The organism is Kitasatospora sp. NPDC096204 (assembly GCF_044763205.1).
Lineage (GTDB): Bacteria > Actinomycetota > Actinomycetes > Streptomycetales > Streptomycetaceae > Kitasatospora.
The window spans coordinates 28,262-43,868 of the sequence record NZ_JBIWFT010000036.1; the positions used below are offsets into that span (position 1 = coordinate 28,262).

The window sequence follows — 15,607 nt, forward strand, 5'->3', positions numbered from 1 at the left end:
GGCTTCTGCATGCTGCCCCGGGCTTTTGCATACTGCGCCGGTTGCCGCCGACCCCTTGTGCGGTGAACGGCGGATGGACTAAACCTCTGTGCCATCTGGTCCAGACCATTTGACGTCGCTTCAGAGAACAGGTCCGGTATGCCCACTCGCGCCTCAGCCCTGCTCGCCGCCGCCACCGTCGCCGCGCTGCTCGCCGCCCCCGCCACCGCCAACGCCGCCGACGGACGGCACGGCCCGAAGCTGAAGGGCCAACGGGTCGGCTACTTCACCCAGTGGGGCACCGACAGCTCCGCCAAGCGGGTCCAGGAGTCCGGCCAGGCGGCCAGGCTCACCGTCATCAACTACGCCTTCGGCAACGTCTCCGCCGACGGCACCTGCTTCGAGAGCAACGAGCCCGGCCAGGGCGACGCCCGGGACGACTACCAGCGCTCCTTCTCCGCCGCCGAGTCGGTGGACGGCGTGGCCGACGCCCCGGGCCAGCCGCTGAAGGGCCACTTCAACCAGCTGCGCAAGCTCAAGGCGAAGAACCCCCAGCTGCGCACGGTCATCTCGCTGGGCGGCTGGACCTGGTCCAAGTACTTCTCCGACGCGGCCGCCACCGAGGAGTCCCGCAGGAAGTTCGTCTCCTCCTGCATCGACCTCTACCTCAAGGGCGACCTGCCGGTCCTGGCGGACTCCCCGGAGGGCGGCCGGGGCGCGGCCGCGGGCGTCTTCGACGGCATCGACATCGACTGGGAGTACCCGGGCGGCGGCGGGGACGCGGGCAACGTGGTCCGCCCCGAGGACGGGCACAACTTCACGCTGCTGATGCGGGAGTTCCGCGACCAGCTGGACGCGCTGAGCGGCAGGAAGGGCAAGCACTACCTGCTGACCGCCGCCGTGGCCGCCAACGAGACCGTCGCCGACCGGCTCGAACTGCCGCAGCTGAGCGAGTCGATGGACTGGCTGAACGTGATGACCTACGACCTGCACGGCCCCTGGGAGGGCAAGGGCCCGGCCAACCACCAGGCCAACCTGTACTCCGACCCGACCGACCCGGACCCGCGGCAGCGCAGCGCCGACACCGCCGTGACCCACTACCAGGAGCGCGGGATGCCCTCCGAGCAACTCGTCCTCGGCGCCCCGCTGTACGGCCACGGCTGGACCGGCGTCGCCCCCGGCAAGCGCGGCGGCCTCTTCCAGAGCGCCACCGCGTCCGCGCCCGACCGCTCCTACCGGGAGATCAACGAGCTGCCGGGCAAGGCCTACCTGGACCGCGACCACGGCGCGTCCTGGAAGTACGACGGCACCACCTTCTACAGCTACGACACCGCCGACGTGCTCACCCAGAAGGCGCGGTACACGCGCTGGAACGACCTGGCCGGGGTGATGGTCTGGTCGCTGGACGGCGACGACGCCCAGGGCAGCGCGATCGCCGCGCTGGACCGCGGCCTGCGCCGCGACTGACCGGCCTCCCACGGCCGAGGGCCCCGGCCGCTCCCGGAATCCGGGGAGCGGCCGGGGCCCTCGGTCTCGGCGGCCCGGTCTCGGCGGCGTACGGCCGGCGCGGCCCGCGGCCGTCGCGGTGCGCGCTGCCCGTCAGGCCCGGTCGCAGGCCTGCGCCCGCAGCGCGCGGGCCAGGTCGTCCCGGCGCTCCAGCACCAGGCGGCGCAGCGCCGGCGCGGCCTGCGGGTGCCCGGCCAGCCAGGCGTCGGCCTCGGCCAGGGTCTGCTCGTCGGTCTGGGCGATCGGGAAGAAGCCACCGACGATCCGCATCGCGATCTCGATGGTCCGCTCGGCCCAGACCCGCTCCAGCAGCTTGAAGTACGGCGCCGCGTAGAGGGCGCTCAGGTCGCGCTGGGAGGGGATCGAGAAGCCCGCGGTGTTGGCCTCGACCAGGGCGCTCGGCAGCTCGTCCGAGTCGATCACGGCCGACCAGGCGGCGGCCTTGGCCTCCGCGGTGGGCCGGGCGGCCAGGCACTGGGTGTGGTGCCGCTTGCCACTCGCGGTGTTGTCGGCGGCCAGCTCGGCGGCCAGCTCCTCGTCGGTGGCCTGGCCGGACGCGGCGAGCGCCAGCCACAGCGACCAGCGCAGGTCCTGGTCGACCTCCAGGCCGTCGATCCGGGCGCTGCCGGACAGCAGCCCGCGGACCAGGCCGAGGTGCTCGGCGCCGCCCGCGGTCTGGGCGAGGAAGCGGGCCCAGGCCAGCTGGTGGTCGCTGCCGGGGACGGCGTCGCGCAGCTCGCGCAGGGCGCCGTCGGCGAGCAGCCGGCCGCCCTCGCCGCGCCAGGCCGGGTCGGCGTACAGGTCGACGGCGGTCTTGGCCTGGGCGTGCAGCGACTGGAGCACGCCGATGTTGCCCTCCTGGCCGGCGAACCGCAGCACCAGGGCGACGTAGTCGCGGGCCGGCATCAGGCCGTCCCGGGTGAGGTTCCAGACCGCGGACCAGGTCAGCGCGCGGGCCAGCTCGTCGCGGATGTCGCCGAGGCCGGTGCGCAGGGCCTCCAGCGACTCCTCGTCGAAGCGGATCTTGCAGTAGGTCAGGTCGTCGTCGTTGAGCAGCACCAGCGCCGGGCGGGCCAGCCCGACGGCCTCGGCGACGACGGTCCGGGCACCGGTGACGTCCAGCTCGATCCGGCCGGTGCGCACCAGGGCGCCGCCGGCGTCCCGGTCGTACAGGCCGACCGCGATCCGGTGCGGGCGGAGGCCACGCGACGGAGTCGCGGAATCGTCCGCGGTGCCGTCCTGGAGCACGGCCAGCTCGGTGATCCGGCCCTCGGCGTCGGTGGTGACCTGCGGGGTGAGCGCGTTGACCCCGGAGGTCTGGAGCCAGGCGGCGGCCCAGGCCTTGAGGTCGCGGCCGCTGGTCTCCTCCAGCACCTCCAGCAGGTCGCCCAGCTCGGTGTTGCCGAAGGCGTGGCGCTTGAAGTAGCGGCGGGCGCCCTCGAAGAAGGCCTCCGAGCCGACGTACGCCACCAGCTGCTTGAGGACGGAGGCGCCCTTGGCGTAGGTGATCCCGTCGAAGTTGAGCTTGGCGTCCTCGAGGTCCCGGATGTCCGCGGTGATCGGGTGGGTGGTGGGGAACTGGTCCTGCCGGTAGGCCCAGGCCTTGCGCTGGTTGGCGAAGGTGACCCAGGCCGAGGAGTACCGGGTGCGGGCGCCGATCAGGCCGTAGGAGCCCATGAAGTCGGCGAACGACTCCTTCAGCCACAGGTCGTCCCACCAGCGCATGGTGACCAGGTCGCCGAACCACATGTGCGCCATCTCGTGCAGGATGACGTTGGCCCGGCCCTCGTACGCGGCGTCGGTGACCTTCGAGCGGAAGACGAACTCCTCACGGAAGGTGACGCAGCCGGGGTTCTCCATCGCGCCGATGTTGTACTCGGGGACGAAGGCCTGGTCGTACTTGCCGAAGGGGTACGGGTAGTCGAACTCCTCGTGGAAGAAGTCGAGTCCGAGCTTGGTGACGCCGAGGATCTCGTCCGCGTCGAAGTACGGGGCCAGCGACTTGCGGCACATCGCGGAGAGCGGGATCTCCAGCGCGGTGCCGTCGGCCAGCTCGCGGCGGTAGTGGTCGCGGGCGACGTGGTACGGGCCGGCCACGACGGCGGTGAGGTAGGTGGAGATCGGCTTGGTCGGCGCGAACTCCCAGGTACGGGCGTCGCCTTCGGCGCCGACCTTCTCGTGGGCGGCGTTGGACCACACGTCCCAGGCCGCGGGGGCGGTCACGGTGAAGGTGCACGGGGCCTTCAGGTCGGGCTGCTCGAAGTTCGCGAACACCCGGCGGGCGTCGGCCGGCTCGTAGTGGGTGTAGAGGTAGGTCTCGCCGTCCACCGGGTCGACGAAGCGGTGCAGGCCCTCGCCGGTGCGGCTGTAGGCGCAGTCCGCCTCGACGGTCAGCACGTTCTCGGCGGCCAGGCCGTCGACGTGCACCCGGGCGCCGTCGTAGGCGGTGGCCGGGTCGAGGGCGCGGCCGTTGAGGGTGACCGAGCGGACGGCGGGGGCGAGCAGGTCGAGGAAGGTGTCCGCACCGGGCTGGGAGCAGCGGAAGGTGACGGTCGTGGTGGACCGGAAGGTGCCGGCCGCCTGGTCCGGGGCCGAGGTCACGTCCAGCCGGACCTGGTAGCCGTCCACGGCCAGGATGCTGGCCCGCTGCTGCGCCTCGTCGCGGCTGAGGTTCTTGCCCGGCACGGCGGTACTCCTTTGTCCGGCTCGCACGGTGGTGCGCCTGTGGGGTGGTGCGGTCTCGGCGCGGGGTGTGCTCCGCGCGCGGGGCCATCCTTTCACGGCCCACGCCGTCAGTACCATTGCACAGACCGCCGCGTTCGCACCGGAATCACCGGCGTCGGGCGGGTGTTGGCGTTCCGGGGACGGAACCCCTCCCTGCCTCGGACCACCTCACGAAGGACGACACGCAGTGACGACTGCCGCTGAGCGCAAGACCGCCGACTTCTGGTTCGACCCGGCCTGCCCGTGGGCGTGGATGACCTCCCGCTGGCTGATCGAGGTCCAGCAGCTGCGTCCGGTCGACGTGCACTGGCACGTGATGAGCCTTTCGGTGCTCAACGAGCACCGGGACCTCCCGGAGAGCTACCGGGAGCTGCTGGACAACGCCTGGGGCGCGGTGCGGGTCTGCATCGCCGCCGAGCAGCAGCACGGCCCCGAGGTCCTCGGCCGGCTCTACACCGAGCTGGGCCTGCGCTTCCACAACCAGGGCCTGCCGCAGAACCGGGAGACCATCGAGGCCGCCCTGGTGGCCGCGGGCCTGCCGGTCGAGCTGGCCGACGCGGCCGGCACCGACGCGTACGACGAGGCCCTGCGCGCCTCGCACAAGGAGGGCATCGGCCTGGTCGGCGAGGACGTCGGCACCCCGGTGATCGCGGTCGAGGGCGCGGACGGCGAGCGGGTGGCCTTCTTCGGCCCGGTGGTCACCCCCGCCCCGAAGGGCGAGGCCGCGGCCCGGCTGTGGGACGGCACCCTGCTGGTGGCCTCCACCCCGGGCTTCTACGAGATCAAGCGCACCCGGACGGCCGGCCCCTCCTTCGAGTGAGCACGGCACGGAACGCGTGAGCACCGCGCGGAACGCGTGAGCGCGGCGTAGGACGCGGCAGGGCCCGGTACCCCTCGGTACCGGGCCCTCGCCGTTTGCGCGTCCGGGTGGGTCAGCGCAGGGCGGCGGCGTCCCGGCGCTGCTTGAGCAGCCCGGCGACGGCGAGTCCGGCGACCAGCACGCCGGCCGCGTACAGCTGGTCGCGGTTGCCCTCGGTGGTGGTCATCAGGGCGAGGATGCCGACCACCGCGGCCATCGCGATCCAGGTCAGGTACGGGTAGCCCCACATCTTCACGGTGAGCAGCTCGGGCGCCTCGCGCTGCAGCCGGCGGCGCATCCGCAGCTGGACCACGCAGATGAACAGCCAGACCACCAGGATCGCCACACCGGTGGTGTTCATCAGCCAGGTGAACACGGTGTCCGGCCAGAACTTGGCGGCCAGCACGGCGCCGAAGCCGAACAGGCAGGAGACCAGTACGGCTCTGCGCGGCACCCCGCCGCTGACCTTGGCCAGCGACTTGGGGCCCTGGCCGCGGCCGACCAGCGAGTACGCCATCCGGGAGGCGCCGTAGATGTTGGCGTTCATCGCGGACAGCAGCGCGACCAGCACCACCACCTGCATGATCGTCCCGGCGGCGGGCACCCCGAGGTGGCTCAGCACGGTGACGTACGGGCCGTCGGAGACGACCTTCGGGTCCTGCCAGGAGACCAGGGTGACGACCAGGGCCATCGAGCCGATGTAGAAGATCCCGATCCGCCACACCGCGGTGCGCACGGCGTTGGCGACGTTCTTCTTGGGGTCGTCGGACTCGGCGGCGGCGATGGTGACGGTCTCCAGACCGCCGTACGCGAAGACCGAGGCGAGCAGGCCGACGATCAGTCCGTCCATGCCGTTGGGCAGGAAGCCGCCGTGGCCGGTGAGGTTCGCGGTGCCGGGGGCGCCGGGGCCGATCACGCCGGCGATGCCGAGCCCGCCGAGGACCAGGAAGGTGACGATGGCGGCGACCTTGATCGCGGCGAACCAGAACTCGAACTCGCCGAAGTTCTTCACCGCGGTGAGGTTGCTGGCACAGAAGAACACCATGAACAGGGCGACCCAGACCCAGGCGGAGACGCCGGGTATCCAGCCGTTGACGATCTTCCCGGCGGCGGTGGCCTCGGCGGCCACGCCGCAGCAGAGCATCACCCAGTACATCCAGCCGGCCGTGATCCCGGCCCAGGGGCCGATCTCCTTCTCGGCGTGCACCGAGAACGATCCGGAGGCCGGGCGGGCGGCGGACATCTCACCGAGCATTCTCATGATCAGCATGACCAGGAGGCCGGAGAGCACGAACGCCAGGATGATCGCCGGGCCGGCGGCCGCGATGCCGGCGCCGGAGCCGACGAAGAGGCCGGCGCCGATCACGCCGCCGAGGGCGATCATGGACAGGTGGCGCTGCTTCAGCCCGTGGGTGAGCTGCTGGCCACCAGACGCCGGGTCGGCGGCCGGGCGGATGCCGGCGGGGGTCCCGGTCGCCGTAGGGGCGGAGGTGGGGGCCATAGGGGTGGTTCCAGACTGTGCGGTATGCGACATGAGCTGTCCAATATCCGGCGGCGCCCCTGTCCATGCCAAAGATGATCGCTTCGGGCTCACGATGCGGACCATGTCGAAACCTAACGTGATCATGTTGTGACCAGGAGTCGTCCGGGGCCGGTTCCGACAACACCCGACGGCCCGGGTTTGTCCGAAACCGTGCCGTTCGCGCAGTGGATCACCGCGTAGGTTCACAGGTGTTCACTCACCTGGACCTCACGGAGGAGCCCCGATGGCCACTGCCACCACCCCGATACCGCGCCGCGCCGTCCTCGCCGACCTGCTGCCCGCCGCCTCCACCCGGCTCGGCGCCCAGGCCCGCGACCTGGCCCTGGTGGTCGGCGGCGCCGCGCTGACCGGCGTGGCAGCCCAGCTGTCGGTGAACGTCCCCGGCTCGCCGGTGCCGGTCACCGGCCAGACCTTCGCCGCCCTGCTGGTCGGCACCGCGCTCGGCGCCCGCCGCGGCGTCGCCTCGCTCGTGCTGTACCTGCTGGCCGGCATGGCGGGCCTGCCCTGGTTCGCCGAGGGCACCTCCGGCTGGGCGACGGCCTCCTTCGGCTACGTGCTCGGCTTCGTCCTGGCCGCCGCCCTGACCGGCGCGCTGGCCCGCCGCGGCGCCGACCGCACCCCGGTCAACACCGCGGTCACCATGGTCCTCGGCAGCCTCGCCATCTACGCGGTCGGCGTCCCGTACCTCGCCCTGTCGCTGCACGTGCCGCTCGCCCGGGCCGCCGAGCTCGGCCTCTACCCGTACCTGGTCGGCGACGCCCTCAAGGCCGCCCTCGCCGCCGGCGCCCTGCCGCTGGCCTGGAAGCTGGTCGGCCGGCGCTGACCCGCCCGGCCCGCGCCGACCCACCGGCCGGCTCCACCGGCCACCCCGGTCGGCCCACCCGTGGTCGGGCCCGGGCGCACCCGCATGCCACACTCATGGCATGCGCGTGTACCTGGGCTCCGACCATGCCGGATACGAACTGAAGAACCACCTCGTGGAGTGGCTCAAGGGGGCCGGCCACGAGCCGGTCGACTGCGGGCCGCACATCTACGACGCCGAGGACGACTACCCGCCGTTCTGCCTGCGTGCCGCCGAGCGCACCGCCGCCGACGAGGACGCCCTGGGCATCGTGATCGGCGGCTCGGGCAACGGCGAGGCGATCGCCGCCAACAAGGTCAAGGGCGTCCGGGCCGCGCTGGCCTGGAGCGTGCAGACCGCCGAGCTCGGCCGTCAGCACAACAACGCCAACGTGATCTCCATCGGCGGCCGCATGCACACCCAGGAGGAGGCCACCGAGTTCGTCGAGGTCTTCCTCAAGACCCCGTACAGCGGCGAGCCCCGGCACACCCGCCGGATCGAGATGCTGAGCGAGTACGAGACCACCGGCGAGCTCCCGCCGATCCCGGCCCACCACCCCCAGGGCTGATCCCACCACCCACCCTCCCCGGACGGCCGGCCGCACGCTCCCGTGCGACCGGCCGCCGCCGTCTGCGGACACCCCGGAAACCGCGGGACGGGCGCCCCCGGAAACCGCGTGACGCGCCCGGGACGACCCCGCGCCGCCTGTGGGATCGGCCACAGGCCACCGCTCGCCGACACCCCCGCACGCGGGGCGCACGCGCCGCCCGCGCGGTTCGTACGCCCAACCCGCGTACGCCTCCTGACGGCGCGCCCGCAACCCCGCCGATCGGCCGAAACCCACTGGGCGCCCCGCGCTCCGGCACCCGTGCCCGCCCCCGGCCCGTCGACGCCGGGCGGTGCCCGTGGATAGGGTCGTGCCCCATGGCTGGCAGAGCGCCGGGCACACCGCCCCAGACGACTGCGACGAGGCCCGGCGCCGCCCCGGCGTCCGAGTCCGTGACGGCCCGGTTGCGCAAGAGGGTCCGCCGGGTCCGCCGAAGGCTGCGCACAGCCGGTGTGGACTACTTCCGCGGCGGCGCCGCCGACTGGCCGGTGCTCTGCGCGCTCGCCCTGCTCGTACCGCTGCTGATCCTGCTCAACATCTGGATGCCCGACTGGGCCCCGCCCACCTCCCTGGTCCTGCCGATCCTGGCCGGCGCACTGCTGCTGCGCCCCGGCAGCCTGGTCGTGCTCTACGCGCTGGCCGCGCTCGGCCTCTCCTCCGAGTCCGTGATCCACACCGGCCAGCGGGTCGCCAGCGACAACCCCGAGGCCTACCTCTACGGCGTGACCCCGGGCGCGGCCCTGGTGGTCGGCGCCGCCGGGGTGGGCGGCCTGCTGCTCGCCCAGTTCCGGGCCCGGGTCGGCGTGCCCTGGTGGGGCGGCTCCACCATGCTGTTCGACCTGCGCGAGCGGCTGCGGGTGCAGAGCCGGGTGCCCGAGCTGCCGGACGGCTGGCACGCGGACATGGCGCTGCGCCCGGCCGGCGGCCAGTCCTTCTCCGGGGACTTCGTGGTCGCCGCGCGCACCGGCCCCGGCCAGCGGCTGCTGGAGGTGGTCCTCGCGGACGTCTCCGGCAAGGGCATGGACGCCGGCTCCCGGGCGCTGCTGCTCTCCGGCGCCTTCGGCGGCCTGGTCGGCTCGCTGCCCGCGCACGACTTCCTGCCCGCCGCCAACGGCTACCTGCTGCGCCAGTCCTGGGAGGAGGGCTTCGCCACCGCCGTCCACCTGGTGCTGGACCTGGACACCGGGGAGTACGAACTGCTCTCGGCCGGGCACCTGCCGGGCATGCAGCGGCTGGCCGGGGAGGGCCGCTGGGAGGTCAAGCAGGCCGAGGGCCCGCTGCTCGGGATCTACGACGGCGCCAAGTTCGACGGCGTGCGCGGCCGGCTGAACCGCGGCGACGTGCTGATGCTGTGCACCGACGGCATGGTCGAGGCGCCGGGCCGGGACCTCACGGAGGGCATGGACCGGCTGATGGGGGAGGCGGACCGGCTGGTGCCCGGCGCCGGACCCGGCACGGGCACCGGCGCCGCGGCCGCGCTGATCGAGACGGTCGCCCGGGACATCAACGACGACCGCGCCGTGCTGCTGCTCTGGCGGGACTGACACCCGCCACGGGGCACAGGGCGAGGGCACCCGCCGCTGTCAAGCCTGGCAGCTGATCTTCAGCCAAATCGGAAGGCCCGTCGACTGACCGGACCAGTGGCTTCCGCTACCCGCCCCCGGCCGTTTTCCGGCCGCTCAGCCCGGCCCCGCCGACGATTCGTCAGGATGGCTCCGCTATCGTCCCGGTCGGCGGAAAGTCGTCTCGCACCGCAGGATATCGGCGTTGGACTGACTTTCAGACCTTTACGCAATCGGCACGGTCGACCACACTGAGTCCGGGCGGGACTGTTCAGGATTCGGGGGATGGGGGGCGTCACGTGCGGCACGACAGACAGCGGTCGACTGTGGGCTCCCTCGCCGGCGGCGTGCCGGACGGTCCGCGATTCCGCCTCGGGACCGTCGGACAGGCCGGGGTCCGGCTTTCGCAGGTGCCGCCGGGCGGTGGCACCCCGCTATGAAAACGAGGAAGTGAGTCCGGGTGGCACTCTCCGTCTCCGCACTGGTCCTGTTCGCGATCCTGTGCATCATCTTCATCCGCAACAAGCAGATGAAGATCCCGCACGCGATCGTCGCCGCCCTGTTCGGCTTCATGCTGCACGAGACCACGGTCGCGGGCTCCATCAACTCGCTGCTGGCCAACCTGGCGCACAGCATCTCCGGCATCACCGGCGGCTGATCCGGCCGGGCCGACCACCGGTGTCGGCACGCCCGGAGGCGATCGGGCGAGCCACCGTCACCGGCCGGCCCGTCTGGCTTCCCGCCAGCGGGCGAACAGTCCCCGGGGGCGCGCCGCCGCCGGGGCCGGGACACGCATCGGTGCGGGTGTCACGGCACCCGCCGACGTGTGCTGCCCCGCTGCCGTGGACTCGGCCGTCAGCAGGACGAACAGCCGCGCCCAGCACAGCCGTTCACCCCGCGGCCAGTCCAGCGCGCGCAGCGCCGCCGACGCCGCCTCCGACACCTCGCCGCCCACCCGGACCTCGGCGACGTCGTCCCCCGCCTTCCCGCCCAGGAAGAGCTTGACGCCCACCGGCCCAGGGCCGGTCAACTCCGCGCGCAGCGCGGGCGCCAGCGCGGGCAGCACCCGGTGCTCGGCCAGCCAGCCCGCCAGGTGCTCGTTGCCGAAGCCGAACACCGCGGCCGGCCCCTGCACCGCGCGCCAGCCCGGGAGGCCGGGCAGGTCCGGACGGTCGGCGTGCCCCCCGCGGCCGTCCGCGAACCCGACCAGCACCGACGCGGTGGTGGTCGCCCACATCTTCACCGCGTTGGCGAGCTTCTCCTCCTCGGTCTTGCCGAGGCCGGCCGCGCAGTCCCACACCACCGGGGCGTCCGCCCGGCCCAGGTGCAGCACGAAGCCGAGGTCCACGTGCCCGGCGCCGTCGTCCCCGGGGTGCTCGCGGACCGCCACCGCCGTGGTGCCGGGCCCGCGGACCACCTCGCCGTCCGGGCGGAACACCTGGCCCAGTCGCGCCATCTCCCGGACCACACAGCGCTGAATGACGGCCAGTCGCTCCTGTGGACGCACCGGGACTCCTCCACCTCGGGGAGCGCGGCGGTTGGGGTCGCGCTCGAACTGCGCTCGAACGCGCCGAGGCTATCGGCCCGACAGCCCACCGGGAAACCACGCGGACCGCGCGGTCCTCCGGTCGCGGAAATGTGCTGTATGCCCCACTTTGGGCAGCGGAACCTGAAGGCCGTCCGCCCGGAGGACCCGCATGCCCCGCACCACCGCCCCGCCGCCACCCGTCCTCCTCGCCCCCGGGCCGGCGCCGTCCGGCCCCGCGGGCTCCGGGCTGGTCGCCGAGATCGAGGCCTACCTCGCCTCGCTGCCCGCCCCCGCGCGCACCCCGGTGCCGTACGTCTGCCCGTACGGCAGCACCCCGCGGCCCTGGCAGGCCGGCCACCCCGAGCCCAGGGCCACCCTGCTCGACCGGGCGCTGGGCCGCCCCGCGCGCCCCGTCCCGGTCAGCGCGGCCGACCACCTCAGGCTCGCCTCCCGCTACATCGGGGCGCACGGCTGGCTCCAGGGCGCGATGTGGGACGAGGCCGGCCGGGTCTGCCTGCTGGGCGCGCAGGCCGCCGTCCTGGCGCACGGCTACGGCACCCAGGCCACCGTGCGCACCGCCCGGGTCCAGCTGATGGAGGTGCTGCACGCCACCGGCCGGCCGGCGCGTTCCCCTGACGAGTACAACGACCGCCCCACCACCCGGGAGGGCGACGTCCACCGGCTGCTGGACCGGGCCGCCGCCCGGGCCGCCCGGCTCGGGCTCTGAACGCGCTCCGGGCTTCGGACGCCCGCCGGGCCCGCAAACGCCGACGGCCCCGGTGTGCTGAGCACACCGGGGCCGGACCGGAGAGCGGGCGACGAGAATCGAACTCGCGTGACTAGTTTGGAAGACTAGGGCTCTACCATTGAGCTACGCCCGCACGACGCTCCCAGCCGTCACCGGCCGGAAGTTCGGGGGACAGCCTACCTGGTCCGGGCGCCCGAGTGCACACCCCATCGCGCACGCCGCCCCTGCGCGCCCGCGCGGTTCGGGCGCGTCGCGCCCGCGCGGAACAAGCTGAACAACTCGGCGAGCCGTGCAGGCCCGGCGTGTACGCTTCCTCTCGGCACCACGGGGTGTGGCGCAGTTTGGTAGCGCGTCCGCTTTGGGAGCGGAAGGCCGTCGGTTCGAATCCGGTCACCCCGACAGTGCGGCAGGGTCTCGCCCACCGGGGCGGGGCCCTGTTCTGTATCGGAGCTGCACGGCGGCGGTACGGTGGCGTCTGGCGTCCGCCTTTCGTGGTACCGGTAGGATGGGGCGCTGGCGGTAGTCCCTGTGGCGTCAACCCAGGTCAACCGCACGAGGGCGAGGAGTCAAGCTCACCGTCCACCCCACGGGAGATGCAGCTCCAACCGCCCATCGCCCGTCTCGTCCGACCCCTTCCGGCTCCGGCCGGGTGACGGGGACGGGCGGAGACAACCCGCCCGCAAGCCCATAGGAGACCTAACCGTGAAGAGCGCCGTCGAGACTCTGAACCCGACCCGGGTTCGACTCACCGTCGAGGTGCCCTTCGAGGAGCTCAAGCCCAGCCTCGACGCGGCGTACAAGAAGATCAACCAGCAGGTCTCGGTCCCGGGCTTCCGCAAGGGCAAGATCCCGAACCGGGTCATCGACCAGCGCTTCGGCCGTGGTGCCGTGCTGGAGGAGGCCGTCAACGACGCCCTGCCGCGCTTCTACACGCAGGCCGTCGACGAGGTCAAGATCGAGGTCCTCGGCCAGCCCGACATCACCAACATCGAGGGTGTCGAGAAGATCGCCGACGGCGGCGACCTGAAGTTCACCGCCGAGGTGGACGTCCGCCCGGAGATCACCCTGCCGGAGTTCTCCTCCATCGAGGTGACCGTCGACCCGATCGCCGTCTCCGACGAGGACATCGAGAAGTCGCTGGAGCAGCTGCGCGAGCGCTTCTCCTCGGTCAAGGACGTCGAGCGCGCCGCCACGGCCGACGACATCGTGGTCGTGGACCTGGTCGCCAAGGTCGACGGCGAGGTGCCGGAGGACGGCACCGCCAACGGCGTCAGCTACGAGATCGGCTCGGGCCGCCTGATCGACGGCATCGACGAGGCCGTCATCGGCCTGTCGGCCGGCGATGAGAAGACCTTCGAGACCGAGCTCAAGGGTGGCACCCAGGCGGGCAAGACCTCCGAGGTCACCGTCACCGTCACCGCCGTCCAGGAGAAGGAGCTGCCCGAGCTGGACGACGAGTTCGCCCAGCTGGCCAGCGAGTTCGACACCCTGGAGGACCTGCGCGCCGACTCCCGCAAGCGCCTCGAGCGCATGAAGGAGTACGACCAGGCCACCCAGGCCCAGGAGAAGGTCCTGGACGCGCTGCTCGCCCTGGTTGAGATCGAGTACCCCGAGAAGCTCCTCAAGGACGAGGTCGAGACCCGCAAGCACAACGTGGAGCACCACCAGCTCCAGCCGATGGGCCTCACCCTCGACGCCTTCCTGGAGACCCAGGGCAAGACCCGCGAGGAGTGGGACGCGGAGATCGAGGAGCAGGCGAAGAAGGGCATCAAGACCCAGTTCGTCCTGGACCAGATCGTCGCCAACGAGGAGCTGGGTGTTAACCAGGAGGAGCTGACCGAGCACCTCATCCGCCGCGCCGCCGGCTCTGGCCTCACCCCGGACCAGTTCGCCCAGCAGGTCGTCCAGGGCGGCCAGGTTCCGCTGCTGGTCGGCGAGGTCGCCCGCGGCAAGGCGCTGGCCACCGTGGTCGAGGCCGCCAAGGTCGTCGACACCGAGGGCAACGAGATCAACTTCGACGATGACGAGGCCGACGAGTCGCAGTCGGCTGAGACCGTCGAGGCCGAGGCTGACGCCGCCGAGGAGAAGACCGAGGCCTGAGCGCCCCGGTAGCCCCTCCAGGCCGCAGCGGGCCCGGACGCCGTACGGTGTCCGGGCCCGCTGTCGTCCCACCCGCGGCCGCCGCGACCCTGCGCTCACAGCGAACAGTTCTGCGTGAGGGATTCTGCGGCCCGGCCTGCGCGTTAGGGTCCTTGGACAGCAACAATCACGACGTGATACCCGGAAGCTGTGCGACACCGTGACGGCCGTGGAGCGACCGTCCAACCCGACTGAGCAGGTGGCTAAGTGACGTTCCCGCAGATGCAGATGCCTGGCCCGATGGCGCCGCACGCCGCCGCTGGTGACGTGCTCGGCGGCCTTGGCGACCAGGTCTACAACCGGCTGCTCAACGAGCGGATCATCTTCCTCGGCCAGGCGGTCGACGACGACATCGCCAACAAGATCACCGCGCAGCTGCTGCTGCTGGCCGCGGACCCGGACAAGGACATCTTCCTCTACATCAACTCCCCGGGCGGCTCGATCTCGGCCGGCATGGCGATCTACGACACCATGCAGTACATCAAGAACGACGTCGTCACCATCGCGATGGGCATGGCGGCCTCGATGGGCCAGTTCCTGCTGACCGCGGGTGCCCCGGGCAAGCGCTTCTCGCTGCCCAACTCGACCATCCTGATGCACCAGCCCTCCGCGGGCCTCGGCGGCTCCGCCACCGACATCCGCATCCAGGCCGAGCAGCTGCTCCGCACCAAGAAGCGGATGTCCGAGCTGATCGCCCACCACAGCGGCCAGTCCTTCGACCAGATCACCGCCGACTCCGACCGCGACCGCTGGTTCACCCCGGAGGAGGCCCTGGAGTACGGCCTCATCGACGCGATCATGCACAGCGCCGCGGACGTCCCCGGCGGCGGCGGCACGGGCGCTGCCTGAGCCTCGGCCCGGCCCGCGACACCACAGCCCCAACGCCCCGGAGGACAAGGACCCCCATGAACATCCCCAGCCTGTCGGCCGCCCAGGCCCGCGTCGAGGACATGCGCGCCGAGGGCCGCTACATCGTCCCGCGCTTCGTCGAGCGCACCACGCAGGGCATCCGCGAGTACGACCCGTACGCCAAGCTGTTCGAGGAGCGCATCATCTTCCTCGGCTCGCAGGTCGACGACGTCTCGGCGAACGACATCATGGCGCAGCTGCTGTGCCTGGAGTCGATGGACCCGGACCGCGAGATCCAGATGTACATCAACTCGCCCGGCGGCTCGTTCACGGCCCTGACGGCCATCTACGACACCATGCAGTACGTGAAGCCGGACATCACCACGGTCTGCATGGGCCAGGCGGCCTCCGCCGCGGCCGTGCTTCTCGCCGCCGGCACCCCCGGCAAGCGGATGGCGCTGCCGAACGCCCGCATCCTGATCCACCAGCCGTACACCGAGACCGGCCGCGGCCAGGTGTCCGACCTGGAGATCCAGGCCAAGGAGATCTTCCGGATGCGCGAGCAGCTGGAGGAGATGCTCTCCAAGCACTCCAACCGGTCGGCGGAGCAGGTGCGCGACGACATCGAGCGCGACAAGATCCTGACCGCCGAGGAGGCCGTCGAGTACGGTCTGGTCGACCAGATCATCTCCACCCGCAAGACCTCGCTGACCTCCTGAGGT

General features: G+C 72.2%; 13 protein-coding genes and 2 tRNA genes. 11 read left to right on the forward strand and 4 right to left on the reverse strand.

What is annotated here, in order from left to right:
* Positions 1–138 precede the first annotated feature (138 nt).
* Positions 139–1,446 carry a glycoside hydrolase family 18 protein gene (locus ACIQ87_RS31140; protein WP_402413182.1) on the forward strand — a complete coding sequence of 436 codons (1,308 nt, stop codon included), beginning with the start codon at positions 139–141 and terminating at the stop codon, positions 1,444–1,446.
* A 132-nt stretch (positions 1,447–1,578) separates the two neighbouring features.
* Here the strand turns inward: ACIQ87_RS31140 and pepN are convergent, their stop codons facing one another.
* Complete coding sequence (pepN, locus tag ACIQ87_RS31145) at positions 1,579–4,170, reverse strand: aminopeptidase N (protein ID WP_402413185.1); 2,592 nt, start codon at positions 4,168–4,170, stop codon at positions 1,579–1,581.
* 226 nt (positions 4,171–4,396) lie between these two features.
* Here pepN and ACIQ87_RS31150 point away from each other — a divergent pair, with 226 nt between their 5' ends.
* Positions 4,397–5,029 carry a disulfide bond formation protein DsbA gene (locus ACIQ87_RS31150; RefSeq protein WP_402413188.1) on the forward strand — a complete coding sequence of 211 codons (633 nt, stop codon included), beginning with the start codon at positions 4,397–4,399 and terminating at the stop codon, positions 5,027–5,029.
* 112 nt (positions 5,030–5,141) lie between these two features.
* Here the strand turns inward: ACIQ87_RS31150 and ACIQ87_RS31155 are convergent, their stop codons facing one another.
* Positions 5,142–6,569, reverse strand: coding sequence for an amino acid permease (locus ACIQ87_RS31155; RefSeq protein WP_402413191.1), 1,428 nt, complete (start codon positions 6,567–6,569; stop codon positions 5,142–5,144).
* A 265-nt stretch (positions 6,570–6,834) separates the two neighbouring features.
* On the opposite strand from ACIQ87_RS31155, the gene ACIQ87_RS31160 reads away from it, so the two are divergent.
* From ACIQ87_RS31160 to ACIQ87_RS31175, 4 genes are all read left to right on the forward strand, one after another.
* On the forward strand, positions 6,835–7,434 hold the full coding sequence (locus ACIQ87_RS31160) for a biotin transporter BioY (RefSeq protein WP_402413194.1): 600 nt from the start codon (positions 6,835–6,837) through the stop codon (positions 7,432–7,434).
* Between the two features lie 100 nt (positions 7,435–7,534).
* Entirely contained in the window at positions 7,535–8,020 is a 486-nt protein-coding gene (locus tag ACIQ87_RS31165) for a ribose-5-phosphate isomerase (protein ID WP_359914820.1), read from the forward strand.
* A 356-nt stretch (positions 8,021–8,376) separates the two neighbouring features.
* Positions 8,377–9,603: a PP2C family protein-serine/threonine phosphatase gene (locus ACIQ87_RS31170; RefSeq protein ID WP_402413197.1), complete on the forward strand. Its 1,227-nt coding sequence runs from the start codon at positions 8,377–8,379 to the stop codon at positions 9,601–9,603.
* A gap of 478 nt (positions 9,604–10,081) precedes the next feature.
* Entirely contained in the window at positions 10,082–10,279 is a 198-nt protein-coding gene (locus ACIQ87_RS31175; RefSeq protein ID WP_359914825.1) for a hypothetical protein, read from the forward strand.
* Between the two features lie 57 nt (positions 10,280–10,336).
* On the opposite strand, the gene ACIQ87_RS31180 is transcribed toward ACIQ87_RS31175, so the two are convergent.
* The gene (locus tag ACIQ87_RS31180) at positions 10,337–11,128 is read right to left on the reverse strand and encodes a DUF6348 family protein (RefSeq protein WP_402413201.1); all 792 of its coding nucleotides are present in this window, start codon (positions 11,126–11,128) and stop codon (positions 10,337–10,339) included.
* A 190-nt stretch (positions 11,129–11,318) separates the two neighbouring features.
* Here ACIQ87_RS31180 and ACIQ87_RS31185 point away from each other — a divergent pair, with 190 nt between their 5' ends.
* Entirely contained in the window at positions 11,319–11,876 is a 558-nt protein-coding gene (locus ACIQ87_RS31185; RefSeq protein WP_402413204.1) for a hypothetical protein, read from the forward strand.
* 83 nt (positions 11,877–11,959) lie between these two features.
* Here ACIQ87_RS31185 and ACIQ87_RS31190 read toward each other — a convergent pair.
* Positions 11,960–12,030: transfer RNA gene (locus ACIQ87_RS31190), tRNA-Gly, on the reverse strand.
* A gap of 192 nt (positions 12,031–12,222) precedes the next feature.
* Between ACIQ87_RS31190 and ACIQ87_RS31195 the strand changes: the two genes are divergently transcribed.
* The 4 genes from ACIQ87_RS31195 (at position 12,223) to ACIQ87_RS31210 (ending at position 15,604) form a co-directional block, all read left to right on the forward strand.
* Positions 12,223–12,296 (forward strand) — tRNA-Pro (locus ACIQ87_RS31195).
* Between the two features lie 303 nt (positions 12,297–12,599).
* On the forward strand, positions 12,600–13,997 hold the full coding sequence (gene tig, locus ACIQ87_RS31200) for a trigger factor (protein ID WP_402413207.1): 1,398 nt from the start codon (positions 12,600–12,602) through the stop codon (positions 13,995–13,997).
* A 267-nt stretch (positions 13,998–14,264) separates the two neighbouring features.
* Positions 14,265–14,885, forward strand: a complete 621-nt coding sequence (locus ACIQ87_RS31205) for an ATP-dependent Clp protease proteolytic subunit (protein WP_392884367.1) — start codon at positions 14,265–14,267, stop codon at positions 14,883–14,885.
* A 56-nt stretch (positions 14,886–14,941) separates the two neighbouring features.
* The gene (locus tag ACIQ87_RS31210; protein ID WP_392884317.1) at positions 14,942–15,604 is read left to right on the forward strand and encodes an ATP-dependent Clp protease proteolytic subunit; all 663 of its coding nucleotides are present in this window, start codon (positions 14,942–14,944) and stop codon (positions 15,602–15,604) included.
* Positions 15,605–15,607 lie beyond the last annotated feature (3 nt).